The organism is Humitalea rosea (assembly GCF_003253705.1).
Classification (GTDB): Bacteria; Pseudomonadota; Alphaproteobacteria; order Acetobacterales; family Acetobacteraceae; genus Humitalea; species Humitalea rosea.
In genome coordinates, this window is sequence record NZ_QKYU01000008.1 from 84,952 (window position 1) to 101,530 (window position 16,579).

Consider the following 16,579-nt stretch of genomic DNA (forward strand, 5'->3'; position numbering starts at 1 on the left):
ACGACGCGCCGCCCCGTTCCGGCTCAGAAGGCGAAGACGGCGTCTCCCGTGGTATACAGCGGCGCGGCCTGGCCGGTATCGGTGCCGTTGAACGTCACGGAGTCGACATAGAGGTTCCGGTCCAGATCGGCCGCACCGCCCCAGCCGTCGTTGAGGAAGCGCACGGTCAGCTCATGCGGCCCCTGGCCAAAGGCCCCGACGACCTCGACATACTCGACCTTATGGGCGGCATGGGAGACCGAGCTGACATGCTCCCCGCCCGTCTGCGCGCCATCGATGAAGAGCAGGAAGCGCGGGTTGCCCTGCCAGGCATCCGCCGAAACGCCGATGCGCAGCACATCCGGCGCCGTGGCGACCGGGACGGCGACGGGGGCCTGCGGTGCCGGCGCCGCCGTGGCGGAGATGTTCAGCGTCGCACCGCCATTCGACAGCAGCGACGCCGACCAGGCCTGATCCGTGCCATCGACCGATACCGAATTCACATACAGGTTGCGGTCGGTCGCCGCGGTGCCGCCCCACAGATCGTTGACGAACTGCACGGTCAGCGCATGCGGGCCGGCGGCCAGGTTGGCGTGGATATCGAGGTAGCCGGTCTCGCCCGCGGCATGCGGGGCGGTGGCGTATCGATCCGCGACGACGACCTTGCCATCGAGGAGGATGCTGTACCGTGCATCGCCCTGCCAGGCATCTTCCGACAGGCCGATCCGCACGAGATTGGCGCCGATGCCGAAGCTCGGCACGGCGGAGGGCTCCGGGACGGCGGGTGCCGGCTGTGCGGGTGCCGGTTCGGCAGGCACTGGTTCCGCGGGCACTGGCGTCGGATCGACCGCGACGGGCGTCGCCGGGATCGGGGGTGTCCCGCCGCCCAAGGCCGGCGCCTCGATCGAGAAGGTCGGATCGCGGTTGAAATCGGCGGCGGTGGTGAAGGGCGGCTGGTCGGCCAGCAGCGCGTAATAGGCATCGGCCGCCGCGGTCGAGCCTAGCACCTCGGCCAGCCCGGCCAGCGTCGCCAGCGCAAGCTGGGCGTAATCGCCCTGGCTCTGGCTCCAGCCCGTGCCATTGGTCCATTGGCGGGCCGTCATCTCGGCGCCGATCTCGGCCCATGTCTGGTAGGGCGTGCCGGTCACGGGGTCGCTGATGGCGATCAGATAGGCGGCGCCATCATGCGAGGCGAAGCCGTCGGCGGCATGGGTGAAGCGGCCGATCAGGAAGTTGGACTGCCATTCGAGGAAGGTCACCGCATCGGCATTGCCGTGGCTGGCCGCGGCGATGGCGGTGGAGGCGAAGTAGTCCTGCTGCCACGCCGGCATCGCCCCGGCCGCGCCATAGACGCCGGGCAGCCAGCCATGGGCCTCGCCCTGCGCGGCCGTCCAGGCCGGGATCTGCGCCACCAGCCAGGACCAGTTGGCCTCCGACACGCTGGTGAAATAGGCCTTCTCGGCGCTGCCGTCGGGGCTGGCCCAGGCGGCCTCGTCGATCTGGCGCAGGCTCCAGGCGGCGCCGCGGACCTGATTGTCCTTGACCACCAGCTCGCCGGCATCGCCCCGGACCGCCGGCCATTGGGCGACCACGTTCCACGAGGCCTGGGCGTTCAGAGTGTCGAGCATCCAGCGCTCGCCGGTCAGCAGATAGGGCACGAAGGACAGATCCGGCTGATGCGCCGAATCCAGGCTCCAGCCGCTGAGGGCGTCCGGCTGCTGCGTGAGGCCGGTCGAGGCCCCATCGCCCGGGGTGCCGGTGCCGCCGCGATAATCCGTCCATAGCTGCGGATAGTCATCGGCGCCGAGCCAGCTGCCGTTCTGGGCATCCCACATGTTCCAGGGCACGCCGCCGGCCGCTTCGGCCTGATCCATGGCGTAGCTCGCGACGCGGATATCCTGGGTCATGAGCCAGGCGGTATTGGCCGAGGTGGTGAAGCCGATGTCGCCGCGGGCACCCGTCGCCGGCATGTACTGGGTCACGCCATTGGTCGCGAGCGGATCGCCCCAGCCCGGTGCGGCGGTCGCATCGCCGAAGGCGCTCAACAGGCTCTCGGCGACGCCGGTCGTGAGGTCGTATTCGGCGATGGCGCCGGTCTGCTGCAGATGCGCGATGTCCTGGCGGATGTTCAGCCAGCCATCGGTGGCATCGCCCAGGCCCTGGCCGCCATCCTTGCCGTTGGCGAAGCTCTGGTGCCAGTTCTGGTACTGGCCCTGGTCGATGGCGTGCTGCGCCACGGTCTGCCCGTCCATGGTGACGGTGACGTCGTAGGCCGCGCGGCCCCCGGCCGCTTCCATGGCGCGGTCGTTGTTGAACTGCGCCTCGACCGACATGCCGCCGTTGGCGAACCCCGTGACGTCGAAGACCAGCCGCTGCGAGCCGGCGAGCGGGATCTCGACCCGCGCCTGGGTGGCAAGCGGGCCCTGCTGCCAGAAGGAGGCGGTGCCATCGGCCAGCGCGTCGCGCAGCGCCTCCAGCACATCGATGCTGTGGGTGACGCCATCGGCGCCGGTCAACGCCACGGCGAAGGAATGGCCCCCGAGGGTGGCCGCCAGGTCGAGCGCGGGCGCAGTGCCGGCGGCCGGCGCCGTGACCAGCACGGCCTCGACCTGCGCGCCAGCGGCGAGGGCGGGGCGTTCCATGGATAGGACAGCCATCTTAACGGAGCCGTCGTCGTATCTTGTCTTCACATCGATCTGAACAGGCAATGATCCGCCCGCGATCGAGGCCATCAACCCGACCCCGCTGGGCAGCTCCCCTTGGACGAACACCTGCCCGAGGGTCACGATCCCCGCCTTCAGCTCCGACAGGCCAGCATTGCTGTAAGAAATCCTGACAATTTCTCCTGTCATTGATTCTTGTTGCGATTTTCCAATAAGAACAGAGGTGGTTTCGGCCAACGGCATGCAGATGATTTCCCTGATTATGATACGAATTTCGCTTCAATGTGAATTTTATCGGATCATGTATCCCAGTCTGGACGACGTTGGGAAAGCGTATTACATGCAAATGCTGTACTTAAAAGAAGGAATTTCGGTATAGCGGACCTCTCATTTTCGTTATCGTTGATTATCTACACCATGATTGCCAGTCCCAAAAAATATGCCGGGCTGGACAGTGCGGTGATTGTATTGCGAGACACGTCATTGTCAGGTCTCAGCCTCACGCACCCGTGTTTTGAAGGTCCTAATGGCGCTTCACCGGGCCGGGTCAAAAATAATCCCACATCGGATCGATTCGAACGGCGTCCCATGGCGTCAGAGCCGATGCATCCCATGAGAATTTTTCCGGCAGGCCGATGACTGGCGTCCTTCCACGCGAAGGCGTCAGGATCGAAGGCTCCATGAAGCGCGAGGCAAGAAAGGCAGGAGAACCAGCACAGAGGCTGTCTCAGTCGTAGGAGAACCGCTCGGCCAGGATGCGGCGATCCGGCACGCCAAGCCCGCGCAAGGCGATCCGCGCCGCCTTCAACATCGGCGGCGGGCCGCAGAGCATGAACAGCCAGCCGGCCGCCGCGGCCGCCCCGCACCGCCGCCCGATCAGCGCCGCATCGAGCTGCCCGGTCGCGCCGGTCCAGCCCCGCGGTGGCTCGCCCAGCACCAGCACCAATTCGAGCCCGCCCGCCGCCGCCAGCGCGGCGAGCTCCGCGCGCGCCAGGATCTGCGCCTCCACCCGGTTGCCGTAGAGCAGCAGCATGGGGCGTGTCGCCCCGCTCGCCACCGCCTGCCGGATCATGCTGAGCGCCGGCGCGACGCCGACGCCGCCGCAGAGGAAGACAACCCCCGGCTCGCGCCGCCCGTCCAGGCAGAGGTGCCCATGCGGCCCGTCCACATAGGCCCGCGCCCCTGGCGGCAGCGCGCCGATGCCACGGGTGAAATCCCCCGCCTCCTTCACCAGGAAGCGCAGCCGCCCCGTCTCGACAGGGGCGGAGGCGATGGAGAAGGGATGCTCCCGCCGCGAGAAGGGGCCACGATCCAGCTTGATCCAGGCGAATTGCCCGGCGCGGAAGCCGAGCCCGGCATGGCCGACCGGCGCCAGCACCACCTCCCAGGTCGCACGCGCCGCTTGCGTGACCGAGGCGACGCGCCAGGGGCGGCGCGCCAGCGCCAGCGGCCGCACCAGCCAGACCCAGATCATCGTCAGCGCCGCGAGCGCCCCCAGCCCGAGCAGCGCGCCGCCCACGGCGGGGTGCGCCGCATAGCGCCCGGCGCCAAGCGCATGCAGCAGCCCCAGCACCGCCACCAGCAGCGCCCCCACCCCATGCAGCAGGCGCCAGGATTCATAGCGATAGGGCAGGCTGTCGCGAAAGATCGCGGTGAGGGTCAGCAGCGCCAGCAACAGCCAGGCGAGCATCCCGGTCACGACCTCCCCGGCATCCAGTTGCAGCGCGCCGGCCCGGGTGACGTCGTTCGGCCAGAGGAAGATCCGGCCTTCGGGGAGGGTATAGAAGAAGGGGTGCAGCAGCAGCGCGACCGTCAGCACCCGGGCCAGCAGCTGGTGCCAGCGCATGCTCCGGTCGATGCCCGCGCGCGCCGAAATGGCGCGGAACCGCCCGGAGAGCAGGAAGGCCACCAGCAGCGCCGCGAAGCCCAGCAGCCCCAGCGCGCCCGCCACCTCATCCGGCCAGGGCCGCGCCGGCCCGACCAGCGCCCAGCCGAGGGCGGCGGGCAGCAGGATCAGCAGCGCGAGCAGCGCCAGGAGCAGGGGCACGGGCATGGCGAAGCCTCGCACCCGCCCCATCCGCGCGCGTTGCGCCAAGTCAACGGCGCGGTCCGGTAACCCGGCAGACATCCTTCGTTGCCAAAAGGCGCTGGCACTTGGCGCCGTTGCGGGTAACACAGGGGCCCGAGGGCGCCCTTCGGTGCCCCCCAGCTTCCGGTGCACGCCCCTTGCCGCATGGCCAGCCTCGCCTATCGCCCTTCCCGGACCGGCCGCATACCTGCCGCACCCGGCGGTAGGGCCGCCACCGGATGTCGGTTTCCTCAACGGCCCGCCGGCCTTTGCTGCTCGCCATGGCCGGGCTGCTGAGCGGCTGCGCGGTGCCGATCGATCCGGCGGAGTCCGGGCTGCGCCTGCCCGCCCTGTTCCGCAGCCGCCCCGAACCGGTGCCGACCGCGATGCGCTGGCCGGACCCGCGGTGGTGGGAGGGCTTCGGCAGCCCGCAGCTCGACCGGCTGATGCGGGCGGCGATGGCGGACAACCTCGACATCGCGGCGGCCGTCGCCCAGCTTCGCCAGGCCGATGCCCAGGTGCGGATTTCCGGCGCCGCCCTGTTGCCCACGGTGGACGGCGACCTGTCGCTGGACCGCTCGCGCGGCACCAGCCGCAACGCCGGCACCGCCGGGACGGCCGGCAACAGCTTCGGCGCCTCGCTTTCGGCGGGGTATGAGGTGGATTTCTGGGGCCGCAACCGGGCGGCGCTGGACTCCGCGCGCTCCAGCGCCACCGCCGCCCGCTATGCCATCGGTGTCACCGCGCTCAGCATCCAGTCGGCCATCGCCACCACCCTCTTCGCGGTGCTGGGGGCGCAGGAACAGCTGGAGATCCAGCGCGGCAACCTGGAAGTCGCGACCCGCAACCTCGGCATTTTGCGCCAGCGGCTGGCGGTGGGGACCACCACCGGGCTCGATGTGGCGCAGCAGGAGACGGTGGTGGCGCAGCAGCGCGCCGGCATCCCCCCCCTGCAACTGAACGCCGAGCAGAACGGCTTCGCCCTCGGCACCCTGACCGGCGTGGCGCCCGAGGAGATCGACATCGCCGCCGTGCGGCTGGACCGGCTGCTGGTGCCGGAGATCGCGCCGGGGCTGCCGGCCGAGGTGCTGGCGCGGCGGCCGGATGTGCAGCTCGCCGAGGCCAATCTCCAGGCCGGCAACGCCGATGTGGCGGCGGCGCGGGCGGCGCTGTTCCCGACCATCTCGCTGACCGCGAGCGGGGGGCTGCAAAGTGTCGCGCTGGAGACGCTGCTGCGCCCGGGCTCGACCTTCTACAGCCTCGCCTCCGGGCTGACCGCGCCGATCTTCAACGGCGGCGCGCTGCGGGCGCAGGTCGAGCTTTATACCGCGCGGCAGGCGGCGCTGCTGGCGAATTACCGGAAGGCGATCCTCTCCGCCTTGCAGGACACCGAAAGCAGCCTCTCCGCGCTGCAACGCAACAGTGAACTGGTGGTGCTGCAACGAGCGCGGGCGGATGCGGCGCAACGCGCCTATACCATCGCCGAGGCGCAGCTTCAGGCCGGGACCGTGGATCTGCTGACGGTGCTGAACACCCAGACGACGCTGTTTTCCGCGCGCACCGCCTTGGCCCAGGCGCAGACCGCCCGGTTGCAGGCGGCGGCGGCGTTGTTCACGGCACTCGGCGGCGGCTGGACCGGCGCTCCGAGCCCCATCCCCCCCGCCGACGGCGGCAGAGCGAGCCCCCCGCGATGAACGAGCTGCCCCGCCCCCCCGAGCCCCTGCCCTCCCGGACCGCGACGCCGGCGGCGCCATTGCTGCTGCCCGCGCCGCCGCGCCGCCGGCGGGTCTGGCCCTGGCTGCTGCTGGTGCTGCTGGCGGCGGCGGGCGGCTATTATGCCTGGACGCGGGGCTGGCTGCCCTTCCTGCCCGCGCGCCCGGCCACCACCCAGACCGCCGCCACCCCGCGCGGGCGGGTGGCGATCCCAGTCAGCACCGCGGCGGCGGCCGTGACCGACCTGCCGATCCTGCTGGATGCGCTCGGCACGGTGCAGGCCTTCAACACGATCACCGTGGTGCCCCAGGTCTCCGGCCGGATCACCGAGATCGCCTTCCAGGAAGGCCAGGAGGTGAAGGCCGGCGAGGTGCTGGTGCGGATCGATCCGCGCACCTATCAGGCCGCGCTGGATCAGGCCGTCGCCACCAAGGCGCAGCACGCGGCCCAGCTTGCCAATGCGCGGCTGGATCTGCAGCGCTACACCCAGCTTGTGCGCAGCAACGGCGCCTCGCAGCAGACGCTGGACACCCAGCGCGCCACCGTCGCGCAATTCGAGGCCCAGGTGCAATACGATCAGGCGACGATCGACAATGCCCAGGCCCAGCTCGACTACACCACCATCCGCTCGCCGGTGGAGGGCCGGGTGGGGCTGCGGCAGGTCGATATCGGCAATCTGGTGCAGAGCAGCAGCAGCACCGGCATCGTCGTCGTCACCCAGCTTCGCCCGATCAGCGTGACCTTCACCCTGCCGCAGCAGAACCTCGGCCAGGTGATGGAGGCGTTGCAGGCCGGCCCCGTGCAGGTGGAGGCGCGGCTGGCCGAAGCCGCCCCCGCGCGGCTGGATGGCAGCGCGGCACCGGCCAACCCCATCGGGCAGTTGGTGACGGTGGACAACCAGGTCGATCCCGCGACCGGCACGATCAAGCTGAAGGCCACCTTCGCCAATGCCGATGAGCGGCTGTGGCCGGGCGCCTTCGTGAACACCCGTATCCAGGTGGCCCTGCTGCGCGAGGTCACGGTGCTGCCGCTGGTCGCCGTGCAGCGCGGGCCGGACGGCGCCTATGCCTTCATCGTCAAGCCGGACAATACCGTGGAGCAGCGGCCGCTGACCCTCGGCACCATCGCCGGCACCCAGGCGGTGGTGCTGCGCGGCATCGCCCCGGGCGAGCGCGCCGTCTCCTCCGGCGCGCTGCGGCTGGTGGCGGGCAGCCTGGTGGAGGTGGCCGAGCCGGTGGTCCCGGTCACGGCGCCGCCGCGGCCGCAGCGCCGGCGGGCACCTGCCGGAGCGCCGAGCCCACGGCCGTGAACATCTCCGCCCCCTTCATCGCGCGGCCGATCGCGACGGCGCTGCTCGCGGTCGCGGTGCTGCTCACCGGGCTCTACGGCTACATGCGGCTGCCGGTGTCCTCCTTGCCGGAGGTGGATTTCCCCACCATCCAGGTGACGACGCAGTTGCCCGGCGCCTCGCCCGACACCATCGCGGTGCTGGTCACCGCCTCGCTGGAGCGGCAATTCGCGCAGATCGCGGGGCTGGCGGAGATGGTCTCGGTCAGCGGGCCGTCGGTCAGCCGCATCACCTTGCAGTTCAACCTCGACCGCGACATCGACGATGCGGCGCAGGATGTGCAGGCGGCGATCAATGCCGCGCGCGGCACCCTGCCGAGTTCGCTGCCCTATCCGCCGACCTATGCCAAGGTGAACCCGGCCGATCCGCCGATCCTGACCCTGGCGCTGACCTCGGACACGCTGTCGGTGTCGCGGCTGTCCGATACGGTGGATACGCTGCTGGCGCAGCGCCTCGCGCAGGTCGGCGGCGTCGGGCGCGTGTCGGTGCAGGGCAACATGCGCCCGGCGGTGCGGTTGCAGGTCGATCCCCAGCGCCTCGCCGCCTATGGCATCGGGCTGGAGACGGTGCGGACGGCGGTGATGGCCGCCAATGTCGCGGGCGCCAAGGGCTCGGTGGATGGGCCGCAACAGGCCTCGACGGTGATGGCCAACGACCAGATCTCGACCCCGGCCGCCTTCGCCGATCTGGTGATCGCCTGGCGCGGCGAGGCCCCGGTGCGGCTGCGCGATGTCGGCGTCGCGGTCGAGGATCTGGAGAATACGCTGACCGCCGCCTGGTTCGACGGGCATCCGGCGGTGCTGCTGGATGTGCAGCGCCAGCCCGGCGCCAATATCGTGCAGACGGTGGAGCTGGTGCGGCGCCAGCTCGCCAGCCTGGAACGGGCGCTGCCGGCCGGGGTGACGCTGTCGGTGGTGGCGGACCGGACCGAGACCATCCGCGCCTCGGTGCATGAGGTGCAGATGACCCTGCTGCTCTCCGTCGGCCTCGTGGTGATGGTGATCTTCCTGTTCCTGCGCACCGCGCGTGCGACCATCGTGCCGGGCGTGGCACTTCCGCTCTCGATCATCGGCACCTTCGGCATCATGTCGCTCTGCGGCTATTCCATGGACAACCTCTCGCTGATGGCGCTGACCATCGCGACCGGCTTCGTGATCGATGATGCCATCGTGATGATCGAGAACATCGTCCGGCTGATCGAGGCCGGGCGGAAGCCGCTGGACGCCGCCTTCGAGGGCGCGCGGCAGATCGGCTTCACCATCGTCTCGCTGACCCTGTCGCTGATCGCGGTCTTCATCCCGCTGCTGTTCATGGAGGGCGTGGTCGGGCGGCTGTTCCGCGAATTCGCCATGGTGCTGACGATCTCGGTGCTGGTCTCCATGGTGGTGTCGCTGACGCTGACACCGATGATGTGCGGCATGCTGCTGCGCCCCGCCGGGGAGGATAGGCCGGGGCGCCTCTCGCTCGCCTTCGAGCGTGGCTTCGATCGCTTGCGCGATGCCTATGCCCGCACGCTCGACTGGGCCCTGGCGCGGGAGGCGCTGATGCTGCTGCTCGCGACCCTGACCGTCGCGGGCACGGTCTGGCTCTACATCGTGGCGCCCAAGGGCTTCCTGCCGTCGCAGGACACCGGGCTGATCACCATCACCACCGAGGCGCCGCAGGATGTCTCCTTCCGCCGCATGTCCGAGTTGCAGCGCCGGGTCGCGGATGCGGTGCGGCAGGACCCGGAGGTGATCGCCGTCACCTCCGTCGCCGGCGCCGGCACGGTGAATGCCGCGCAGAACACCGGGCGGCTGACCGCCGTGCTGCGGCCGCGCGCCGAACGGGACGAGGATGTCGGCACCGTCATCGACCGGCTGGCGCCGCGGCTGGCGGAAATCGCTGGCGTGGTCGCCTATCTCCAGCCGGTGCAGGACATCCAGATCGGCACCCGGCCCTCCAGCACCCAGTACCAGTACACGCTGATGGACAGTTCGAGCGAGGAGCTGTCGGTCTGGGCGCCCCGGCTGGTGGCCGCGCTGCGCGAATTGCCCGAGTTGCGCGACGTCGCCAGCGACCGGCGCGAGGACGGGCTGCGCGTCATGCTCCAGGTGGATCGCCAGCGCGCGGCGCGCCTGGGCGTGACGATGCAGGCGATCGACGACACGCTGTACGATGCGCTCGGGCAGCGCCAGATCTCCACCATCTACGCCCAGAACAACCAGTACCGCGTGGTGCTGGAGGCCGATCCGAAACAGGTCGGCGATCCGGCGGCGATCGGGATGCTGCGGGTGCCGGGGGCGAGCACGACGACAGATGGCGTCACCAGCACGGCGCAGATCCCGCTTGCCGAGATCGCCGCCATCACCCGCGGCACCGGCCCGCTGACCATCACCCGGCAGGACCAGTTCCCCGCCGTCACGCTCAGCTTCAACCTGCCGGCCGGGGTGTCGCTGGGCGATGCCATCAACGCGATCCGCGCGACCGAGGCCGAGCTTGGGATGCCGGACACCATCTCCGGCAGCTTCGGCGGCGATGCGGCGGAGTTCAACCGCTCGCTGGCCGGCCAGGGCTGGCTGATCCTGGCGGCGATCATCGTGATCTACATCGTGCTTGGCGTGCTCTACGAAAGCGTGATCCACCCGATCACCATCCTCTCCACCTTGCCCTCCGCCGGCATCGGGGCGCTGCTGGCGCTGCGGCTGTTCGGGCTGGATTTGTCGGTGGTCGGGCTGATCGGCATCGTGCTGCTGATGGGCATCGTGAAGAAGAACGCGATCATGATGATTGATTTCGCGCTGGAGGCGCAGCGCGAACACGGCATGACGCCCCGGCAGGCGATCCGCGAGGCCAGCCTGTTGCGCTTCCGCCCGATCATGATGACGACGATGGCGGCCTTGCTCGGCGCGGTGCCGCTGGTGCTGGGCAGCGGGGCGGGCTCGGAACTGCGGCTGCCGCTCGGCGTCTCGGTGATCGGCGGCCTGCTGCTGAGCCAGGTGATCACGCTCTACACCACCCCCGTCGTCTATCTGGCCATGGAGGCGATCCGCGAGCGCGCGCAGCGGCTGGTCCATCGCGCAGCCCCCCCACCGGCGCCGGCCGAGTAGCGCCATGGCGATCTCCGCCCCCTTCATCGCCCGGCCGATCGGCACCTCGCTGCTGGCGATCGGCCTCGCGCTGGTCGGCATGGTCGCGTATTTCGACCTGCCGGTGGCGCCGCTGCCCAAGGTCGATTTCCCCACGATCGCGGTCAGCGCCAGCCAGCCGGGGGCCGATCCGGCGATCATGGCCTCCTCGGTCGCGGCACCGCTGGAGCGGCGCCTGGGCGAGATCCCCGGGGTCAGCGAATTGACCTCCAGCTCCAGCCTCGGCAGCACCACGGTCATCATCCAGTTCGACCTGTCGCGCTCGATCGAATCCGCGGCGCGGGACGTGCAGGCGGCGATCAACGCCGCGGGGCCCGACCTGCCATCGGGGCTCAGCAGCCCGCCGCGCTTCCGCAAGCTGAACCCCGGCGACGCGCCAGTGATGATCCTGGCGCTGACCTCGGACACCGTCACCTCGGGCGAGATCTATGACGCCGCCGACAGCGTCGTGGTGCCACGGCTGTCGCAGGTGGAGGGCACCGCGCAGGTCAACATCGCGGGCGCCGAGCAGCCCGCGATCCGCATCGCCGTCGATCCCGCCGCCGCCACCGCGGCCAATGTCTCGCTGGAGCAGATCCGCAGCGCGATCACCGCCGCCAACGTCACCCAGGCGACAGGGTTGCTGGACGATCCGCTGCAATCGGCCGCGATCGCGGTGAACGACCGGCTGGAGACGGCGGAGGAATTCGGCAACATCATCGTGCGGCAGGCCAATGGCGCGATGCTGCCGCTGCGCGGCATCGCGACCGTGGAACTGGGCGCGCGCGACCGGCGCCAGGCCGGACAATACAACGGCCGCCCCGCCGTGATCCTGACCGTCTACAAACAGGCCGACGCGAATGTGCTGGAGGTGGTGGGCAATATCCGCGCGCTGCTGCCGGATCTGCAGCGCTGGATGCCGGCGGGCATCGACGTCACCATCATGCGCGACCGCTCCGAAACCATCCGCGCCAGCGTCGAGGAGGTGCAGGTCACGCTGCTGATCACCATTGTGCTGGTGGTGCTGGTGGTCGCGGCCTTCCTGCGCCGGACATCGGCGATCTTCGCGGCCGGGGTCGCGGTGCCGCTGTCGCTTCTGGGCACGCTGGCGGTGATGTGGCTGGTCGGCTACTCGCTCGACAATCTCTCGCTGATGGCGCTGACCATCTCGGTCGGCTTCGTGGTCGATGATGCCATCGTCATGATCGAGAACATGGCACGCATGACCGAACGCGGCATGCGCCCGATCCAGGCGGCGCTGGAAGGCGCGCGCCAGATCGGCTTCACCGTGGTGTCCATGAGCCTGTCGCTGATCGCGGTCTTCATCCCGCTGCTGTTCATGGGCGGCATCGTCGGGCGCATGTTCCGCGAATTCGCCGCCACCTTGTCGATCGCCGTCGCCATTTCCGCCGTGGTGTCGCTGACCGTGACGCCGATGCTGGCCGCGCATCTGGCGCGTCAGGCACCGCGCCCGCCAGGCTGGTTCGGCCGCGGCTTCGAGGCGGTGATGGAGTGGCTGATCCATGGCTACATGCGCAGCCTGGCGGTGGCGCTGCGGCATCGCACCCTGATGCTGCTGATGACCTTCGCGCTCGTGGGGCTCACCGTCTGGCTCTATACGGTGGTGCCGAAGGGCTTCTTCCCTGAGCAGGATTCGGGCCTGCTGCAAGGGGCGGCGATGGCCCAGCCCGATACCTCCTTCCAGCAGATGACGGTCTATCAGGAACGGGTGATGGCGGTGATCCGCGCCGATCCGGCGGTGGAGAATGCCTCGGCCTCGGTGGGCGGCGGCGGCTTCTTCGGGTCCAGCAGCAGCATCCGTTTGCAGATCGCCCTCACGCCCCAGGCAGCCCGGCCGGGGATCAATGCGAATGCGGTGATCAACCGCCTGCGCGGGCCGCTCGGCACCGTCACGGGCGTGCAGACCTTCCTGCGCCCCACAGGGGACATCAACATCGGCGGGCGGCAGGGGAATGGCTCCTACTCCTATGCGCTGCTGACACCGGACCTGGACGACCTCGGGCTTTGGAGCGAGCGGCTGGTGCAGCAGCTCCGCAGCCTGCCGGCGGTGACCGATGTCTCCTCCGATCAGGAACGCACCGGGCTCGTCTCCCGCCTCGTGATCGACCGCAATGCGGCGGCGCGGCTTGGCGTCTCGATCTCCGCACTGGATGGGGCGTTGAACAATGCCTTCGCGCAGCGTCAGGTCTCGACCATCTATCGCAGCCGCAACCAGTACAAGGTGATCCTGGAGATCGACCCGCGGCTGACCGAGGACCCGGCGCAGCTCCAACGCATCTTCGTCCCCGGCCGCGACGGGCCGGTGCCGCTGGGGGCGCTGGTGCAGTTGGAGCGCGGCATCGCGCCACGCTCGATCCGGCACCAGGGCCTGTTCCCCGCGGCGACGATCAGTTTCAACCTTGCCGAGAACACCTCGCTCGGCGAGGCCGCCGCGGTGATCGAGAAGGCGGTGCTGGACATCCAGATGCCCGCGACCGTGCGCGGCGAGTTCGCCGGCAATGCGCTCGCCTTCCAATCCTTCCAGAGTGGGCTGCCGTTGCTGATCCTTGCGGCGCTGCTGACGATCTACATCGTTCTGGGTGTGCTCTACGAGAGCCTGATCCACCCGCTGACCATCCTCTCGACCCTGCCCACCGCGGGCATCGGGGCCTTGCTCGCGCTGTTGGTCACCGGCACGCCCTTCACGGTCATCGCATTGATCGGGGTGATCCTGCTGATGGGGATTGTGAAGAAGAACGCCATCATGATGGTGGATTTCGCGCTCGACCATGAACGTGCCGGCGGCGAGGGCGGAATGGTCGCGATTCTTGAAGCCTGCCGGGAACGGTTCCGGCCAATCCTGATGACGACCTTGGCCGCGCTGTTCGGCGCGGTGCCCCTGGCCTTCGCCACCGGGCCCGGCGCCGAGTTGCGCCAGCCGCTCGGCATCACCATCATCGGCGGCCTGCTGCTGTCGCAACTGCTGACGCTCTATACCACGCCGGTGATCTACCTTGCGCTGGAACGGCTGGCGGCGCCGCGGCGGGCGCCGTTGCAGCCGATCTCAGCAACCGCCCTGGCTCGGGCGGGCGATTCCGCCTGAGCTGACGTGCTCTACCGCCCACCACCCGCTGCCCATACCCTCGACGGTGCTGGCCGTTGCCGCGGGCAACCTTCGTGCCTTTTGCTGTCCTAGCCTTGCGGCGCCTGCAAACTCCGCGGCGCGCTCACCGCGCAGCGGGCCCGTGTCAGCGCGCGCAGCGCCTGCGCGGTCGCGGCATGCGTGGCCGAGCCGGGGTCGTGCAGCCCCGCCCTGATCCCGGCAGCGAGCCCCGGGGCGATCTCCGGCGCCGCCGCGGCCTCGGATGCGCGTTCGGCGATGCCCATGGCATTGGCAATCATGCGCGCCTGGAACTGCAAGGCCTCGGGCAGCGCCGGCAACAGCGCGTGCAGCAACAGGCTGCGTGCGGTGGCGAGCAGATCGCCGGCATCGGGCTTTTCAAGCATTGGCCGCCTCCACCATGTCCAGCACTTCCCATTCCAGGCCCGGCACCAGGTGGCCGGTCAGGGCCAGCTCCAGGCTACGCTCGGTGCCGGAGATGTGGCGCTCGGCCTGGTCGATCGCGATCAGCGCCCAGCGGATCGTCGCCGCCAGTTCCCACCAGCGCACCCGCGCCGGCTCGGCCCTCGTGCCCGATGCCGCCTCGTAGGCTGCATAAAGCTCCGCGCGATCGCCGATCCCTCCGGCCTCGCGCAAAAAATTGCCGAAGCGCCAGCAGGGCGCGCAGAGCCAGCCCAGATCGGCGTGCGGATCGCCCCAGGCGGCGAATTCCCAGTCCAGCACGGCGGTCAGCCCCGCCTCGGTGACCATCAGATTGCCGGTACGGAAATCATTGTGGCAGAGCACCGCCGGGAGCGGCGCCGGCGCCGTCAGCTCCAGATGCCGCAGCCCCCATTCCAGCACCGGCCGCGGCTCCCGCTGCCGGTCCAGCGCGGCGCGGGAGGCGGCAATGAAGGCGAGGCCCGCATCCTCCGGCGGCGCGCCCAGGAAGGGCAGCTCCGGCCGCGGCGGGCGGATGGCGTGGATGCGCGCGAGTTCCTCGCCAAGCCGCCGCACCAGCGCATGCCGCCCACCGCCGGCGGTGTCGGATTTCACCAGCCGATGCCCGGCGGTGATGCCCGCGACCCGGCGCATCACGAAGAAGGGCGCGCCCGTCACGGACAGATCCTCGCAGAGGAACAGCGGTTCCGGCACCGTGACCCCGGCGGCGAAGGCGACGCGCAGCAGCGCATATTCCGCCGCGCGCGGCAGCGAGACATCCAGCACCGCCGCACTGTCCGTGCGCAGCACCCAGGCGGCCTCCCCGCCCGGCCAGGACACATCCAGCGCCCAGTTCTGCTGGATCGCGCCGCCGGCCAGCAACCAGCGTTGCCGGATGACGAGATGCGGCTGCCCCGAGGCCTGCCGCAGCCAATCGGTCAGCCGCAGCTCATCCATGCGCGGGCTTGCCCCAGGCGAAGAACTCCGCGCCCTCACGCCGCAGCGCATTGGCGATGACCATGCGATGCACCTCCGAGGCGCCATCGACCAGCCGCGCCTGACGCGCGTAGCGGTACATCCACTCCACCACCGTGTCCTTGGAATAGCCGCGCGCGCCGAGCAGTTGCAGCGCGGTATCCACCGCCTTGTGCAGCGCCTCCGATGCCACGATCTTGGCCATCGACACCTCGTTGCGCGCGAAGCCGCCCTGGTCGATCACCCAGGCGGCCTTCATCGTCAGCAGCCGGCTCATCTCGATCTCCATCGCGGCCTGGCCGAGCAGCCCCTGCACGCTTTCCTTCTCGATCAGCCTGGTCCCGAAGGATTCCCGCCGCGACGCATACTCCATGGCGATTTCCAGCGACCGCTTGGCAAGCCCGGTCCAGCGCATGCAATGCGTCAGCCGCGCAGTGCCGAGCCGGATCTGCGTCAGCTTCAGCCCGTCACCGATGCCCATGAGCCGGTTCTCATCGGGAATCTCCAGACCTTCAAAGGCAAGTTCACAATGCCCGCCATGTTCCTCCGGCCCCATGATCGGAATGCGCCGCACCACGCGCCAGCCCGGCTGGTCGGCATGGAACAGGAACGCCGTCAGGCCTTTTCGCTCATCATCCGAGGTCCGTGCGATCAGGATGAAGTGCTTCGCATTTCCCGCCCCGGTGATGTAGTGCTTCCGCCCGGTGATGACCCAGGTATCGCCGCGCCGCTCCGCCTTGGTATAGGTCAGCGAGGGGTCGGAGCCGCAGCCATCGGGCTCGGTCATCGCGAAGCTGGACTGCACCGCGCCATCGACGATCGGTTGCAGCCAACGGGTTTTTTGGACCTCGGTCGCGACCTTTTCCAGCACGATCATGTTGCCGTCGTCGGGCGCGGCGGAGTTGAACACCACGGGGCCAAAAATGCTGCGGTTCATCTCCTCGTAGCAGGGCGCCATCTCCGCGACCTTCAGCCCGCCGCCGCCACGGTGTTTCGGCATCTGCAAGGCCCAGAGCCCGGCCGCCTTGGCCTCCGCGCGCACCGCCTGCAACAGCGGCGGCTGGATGTTGTCGTGCTCATCATAGCTGGCGCGATCGGCCTCCAGCGGGATCAGCCGCTGATCGACGAAACCGCGGATACGCAGGCGCAGGGCCTCGACCTCGGGGCTGAGCGAGAAATCCATGG

9 protein-coding genes are annotated in these 16,579 nt (G+C 69.7%); 4 read left to right on the forward strand and 5 right to left on the reverse strand.

All coding sequences use genetic code 11. The annotated features are described in order from the left end of the window. Nucleotides 1-23 precede the first annotated feature (23 nt). Nucleotides 24-2,636 carry a carbohydrate-binding domain-containing protein gene (locus C8P66_RS08545; protein WP_158537161.1) on the reverse strand — a complete coding sequence of 871 codons (2,613 nt, stop codon included), beginning with the start codon at nt 2,634-2,636 and terminating at the stop codon, nt 24-26. Between the two features lie 733 nt (nt 2,637-3,369). Then, nucleotides 3,370-4,695: a ferredoxin reductase family protein gene (locus C8P66_RS08550; RefSeq protein WP_158537162.1), complete on the reverse strand. Its 1,326-nt coding sequence runs from the start codon at nt 4,693-4,695 to the stop codon at nt 3,370-3,372. A 254-nt stretch (nt 4,696-4,949) separates the two neighbouring features. Here C8P66_RS08550 and C8P66_RS08555 point away from each other — a divergent pair, with 254 nt between their 5' ends. The 4 genes from C8P66_RS08555 to C8P66_RS08570 are packed head-to-tail and all read left to right on the forward strand — an operon-like array spanning nt 4,950 to nt 13,981. After that, nucleotides 4,950-6,404: an efflux transporter outer membrane subunit gene (locus C8P66_RS08555; protein WP_245903332.1), complete on the forward strand. Its 1,455-nt coding sequence runs from the start codon at nt 4,950-4,952 to the stop codon at nt 6,402-6,404. Beyond that, complete coding sequence (locus C8P66_RS08560; protein ID WP_111397831.1) at nt 6,401-7,732, forward strand: efflux RND transporter periplasmic adaptor subunit; 1,332 nt, start codon at nt 6,401-6,403, stop codon at nt 7,730-7,732. Before C8P66_RS08555 ends, C8P66_RS08560 begins: the two co-directional genes overlap by 4 nt. Further along, the gene (locus tag C8P66_RS08565) at nt 7,729-10,860 is read left to right on the forward strand and encodes an efflux RND transporter permease subunit (RefSeq protein ID WP_111397832.1); all 3,132 of its coding nucleotides are present in this window, start codon (nt 7,729-7,731) and stop codon (nt 10,858-10,860) included. Before C8P66_RS08560 ends, C8P66_RS08565 begins: the two co-directional genes overlap by 4 nt. Nucleotides 10,861-10,864: 4 nt before the next feature. Beyond that, a complete protein-coding gene (locus tag C8P66_RS08570) occupies nt 10,865-13,981 on the forward strand; it encodes an efflux RND transporter permease subunit (protein WP_111397833.1) in 3,117 nt (1,038 codons plus the stop codon). An 89-nt stretch (nt 13,982-14,070) separates the two neighbouring features. On the opposite strand, the gene C8P66_RS08575 is transcribed toward C8P66_RS08570, so the two are convergent. The 3 genes from C8P66_RS08575 to C8P66_RS08585 are packed head-to-tail and all read right to left on the reverse strand — an operon-like array spanning nt 14,071 to nt 16,577. Then, nucleotides 14,071-14,385, reverse strand: a complete 315-nt coding sequence (locus tag C8P66_RS08575) for a DUF6285 domain-containing protein (protein WP_111397834.1) — start codon at nt 14,383-14,385, stop codon at nt 14,071-14,073. Beyond that, nucleotides 14,378-15,376 carry a phosphotransferase family protein gene (locus C8P66_RS08580; RefSeq protein ID WP_111397835.1) on the reverse strand — a complete coding sequence of 333 codons (999 nt, stop codon included), beginning with the start codon at nt 15,374-15,376 and terminating at the stop codon, nt 14,378-14,380. The genes C8P66_RS08575 and C8P66_RS08580 overlap by 8 nt, the downstream gene beginning before the upstream one ends. Beyond that, complete coding sequence (locus C8P66_RS08585) at nt 15,369-16,577, reverse strand: acyl-CoA dehydrogenase family protein (protein ID WP_111397836.1); 1,209 nt, start codon at nt 16,575-16,577, stop codon at nt 15,369-15,371. The genes C8P66_RS08580 and C8P66_RS08585 overlap by 8 nt, the downstream gene beginning before the upstream one ends. Between the last annotated feature and the right edge of the window lie 2 nt (nt 16,578-16,579).

Bases quoted from the DNA above. Each gene is read 5' to 3' on its own strand.
- C8P66_RS08560 (WP_111397831.1), top strand. From the start codon at position 6,401: ATGAACGAGCTGCCCCGCCCCCCCGAGCCCCTGCCCTCCCGGACCGCG.
- C8P66_RS08550 (WP_158537162.1), bottom strand. From the start codon at position 4,695: ATGCCCGTGCCCCTGCTCCTGGCGCTGCTCGCGCTGCTGATCCTGCTG.
- C8P66_RS08555 (WP_245903332.1), top strand. From the start codon at position 4,950: ATGTCGGTTTCCTCAACGGCCCGCCGGCCTTTGCTGCTCGCCATGGCC.
- C8P66_RS08585 (WP_111397836.1), bottom strand. From the start codon at position 16,577: ATGGATTTCTCGCTCAGCCCCGAGGTCGAGGCCCTGCGCCTGCGTATC.
- C8P66_RS08545 (WP_158537161.1), bottom strand. From the start codon at position 2,636: ATGGCTGTCCTATCCATGGAACGCCCCGCCCTCGCCGCTGGCGCGCAG.
- C8P66_RS08570 (WP_111397833.1), top strand. From the start codon at position 10,865: ATGGCGATCTCCGCCCCCTTCATCGCCCGGCCGATCGGCACCTCGCTG.
- C8P66_RS08580 (WP_111397835.1), bottom strand. From the start codon at position 15,376: ATGGATGAGCTGCGGCTGACCGATTGGCTGCGGCAGGCCTCGGGGCAG.
- C8P66_RS08575 (WP_111397834.1), bottom strand. From the start codon at position 14,385: ATGCTTGAAAAGCCCGATGCCGGCGATCTGCTCGCCACCGCACGCAGC.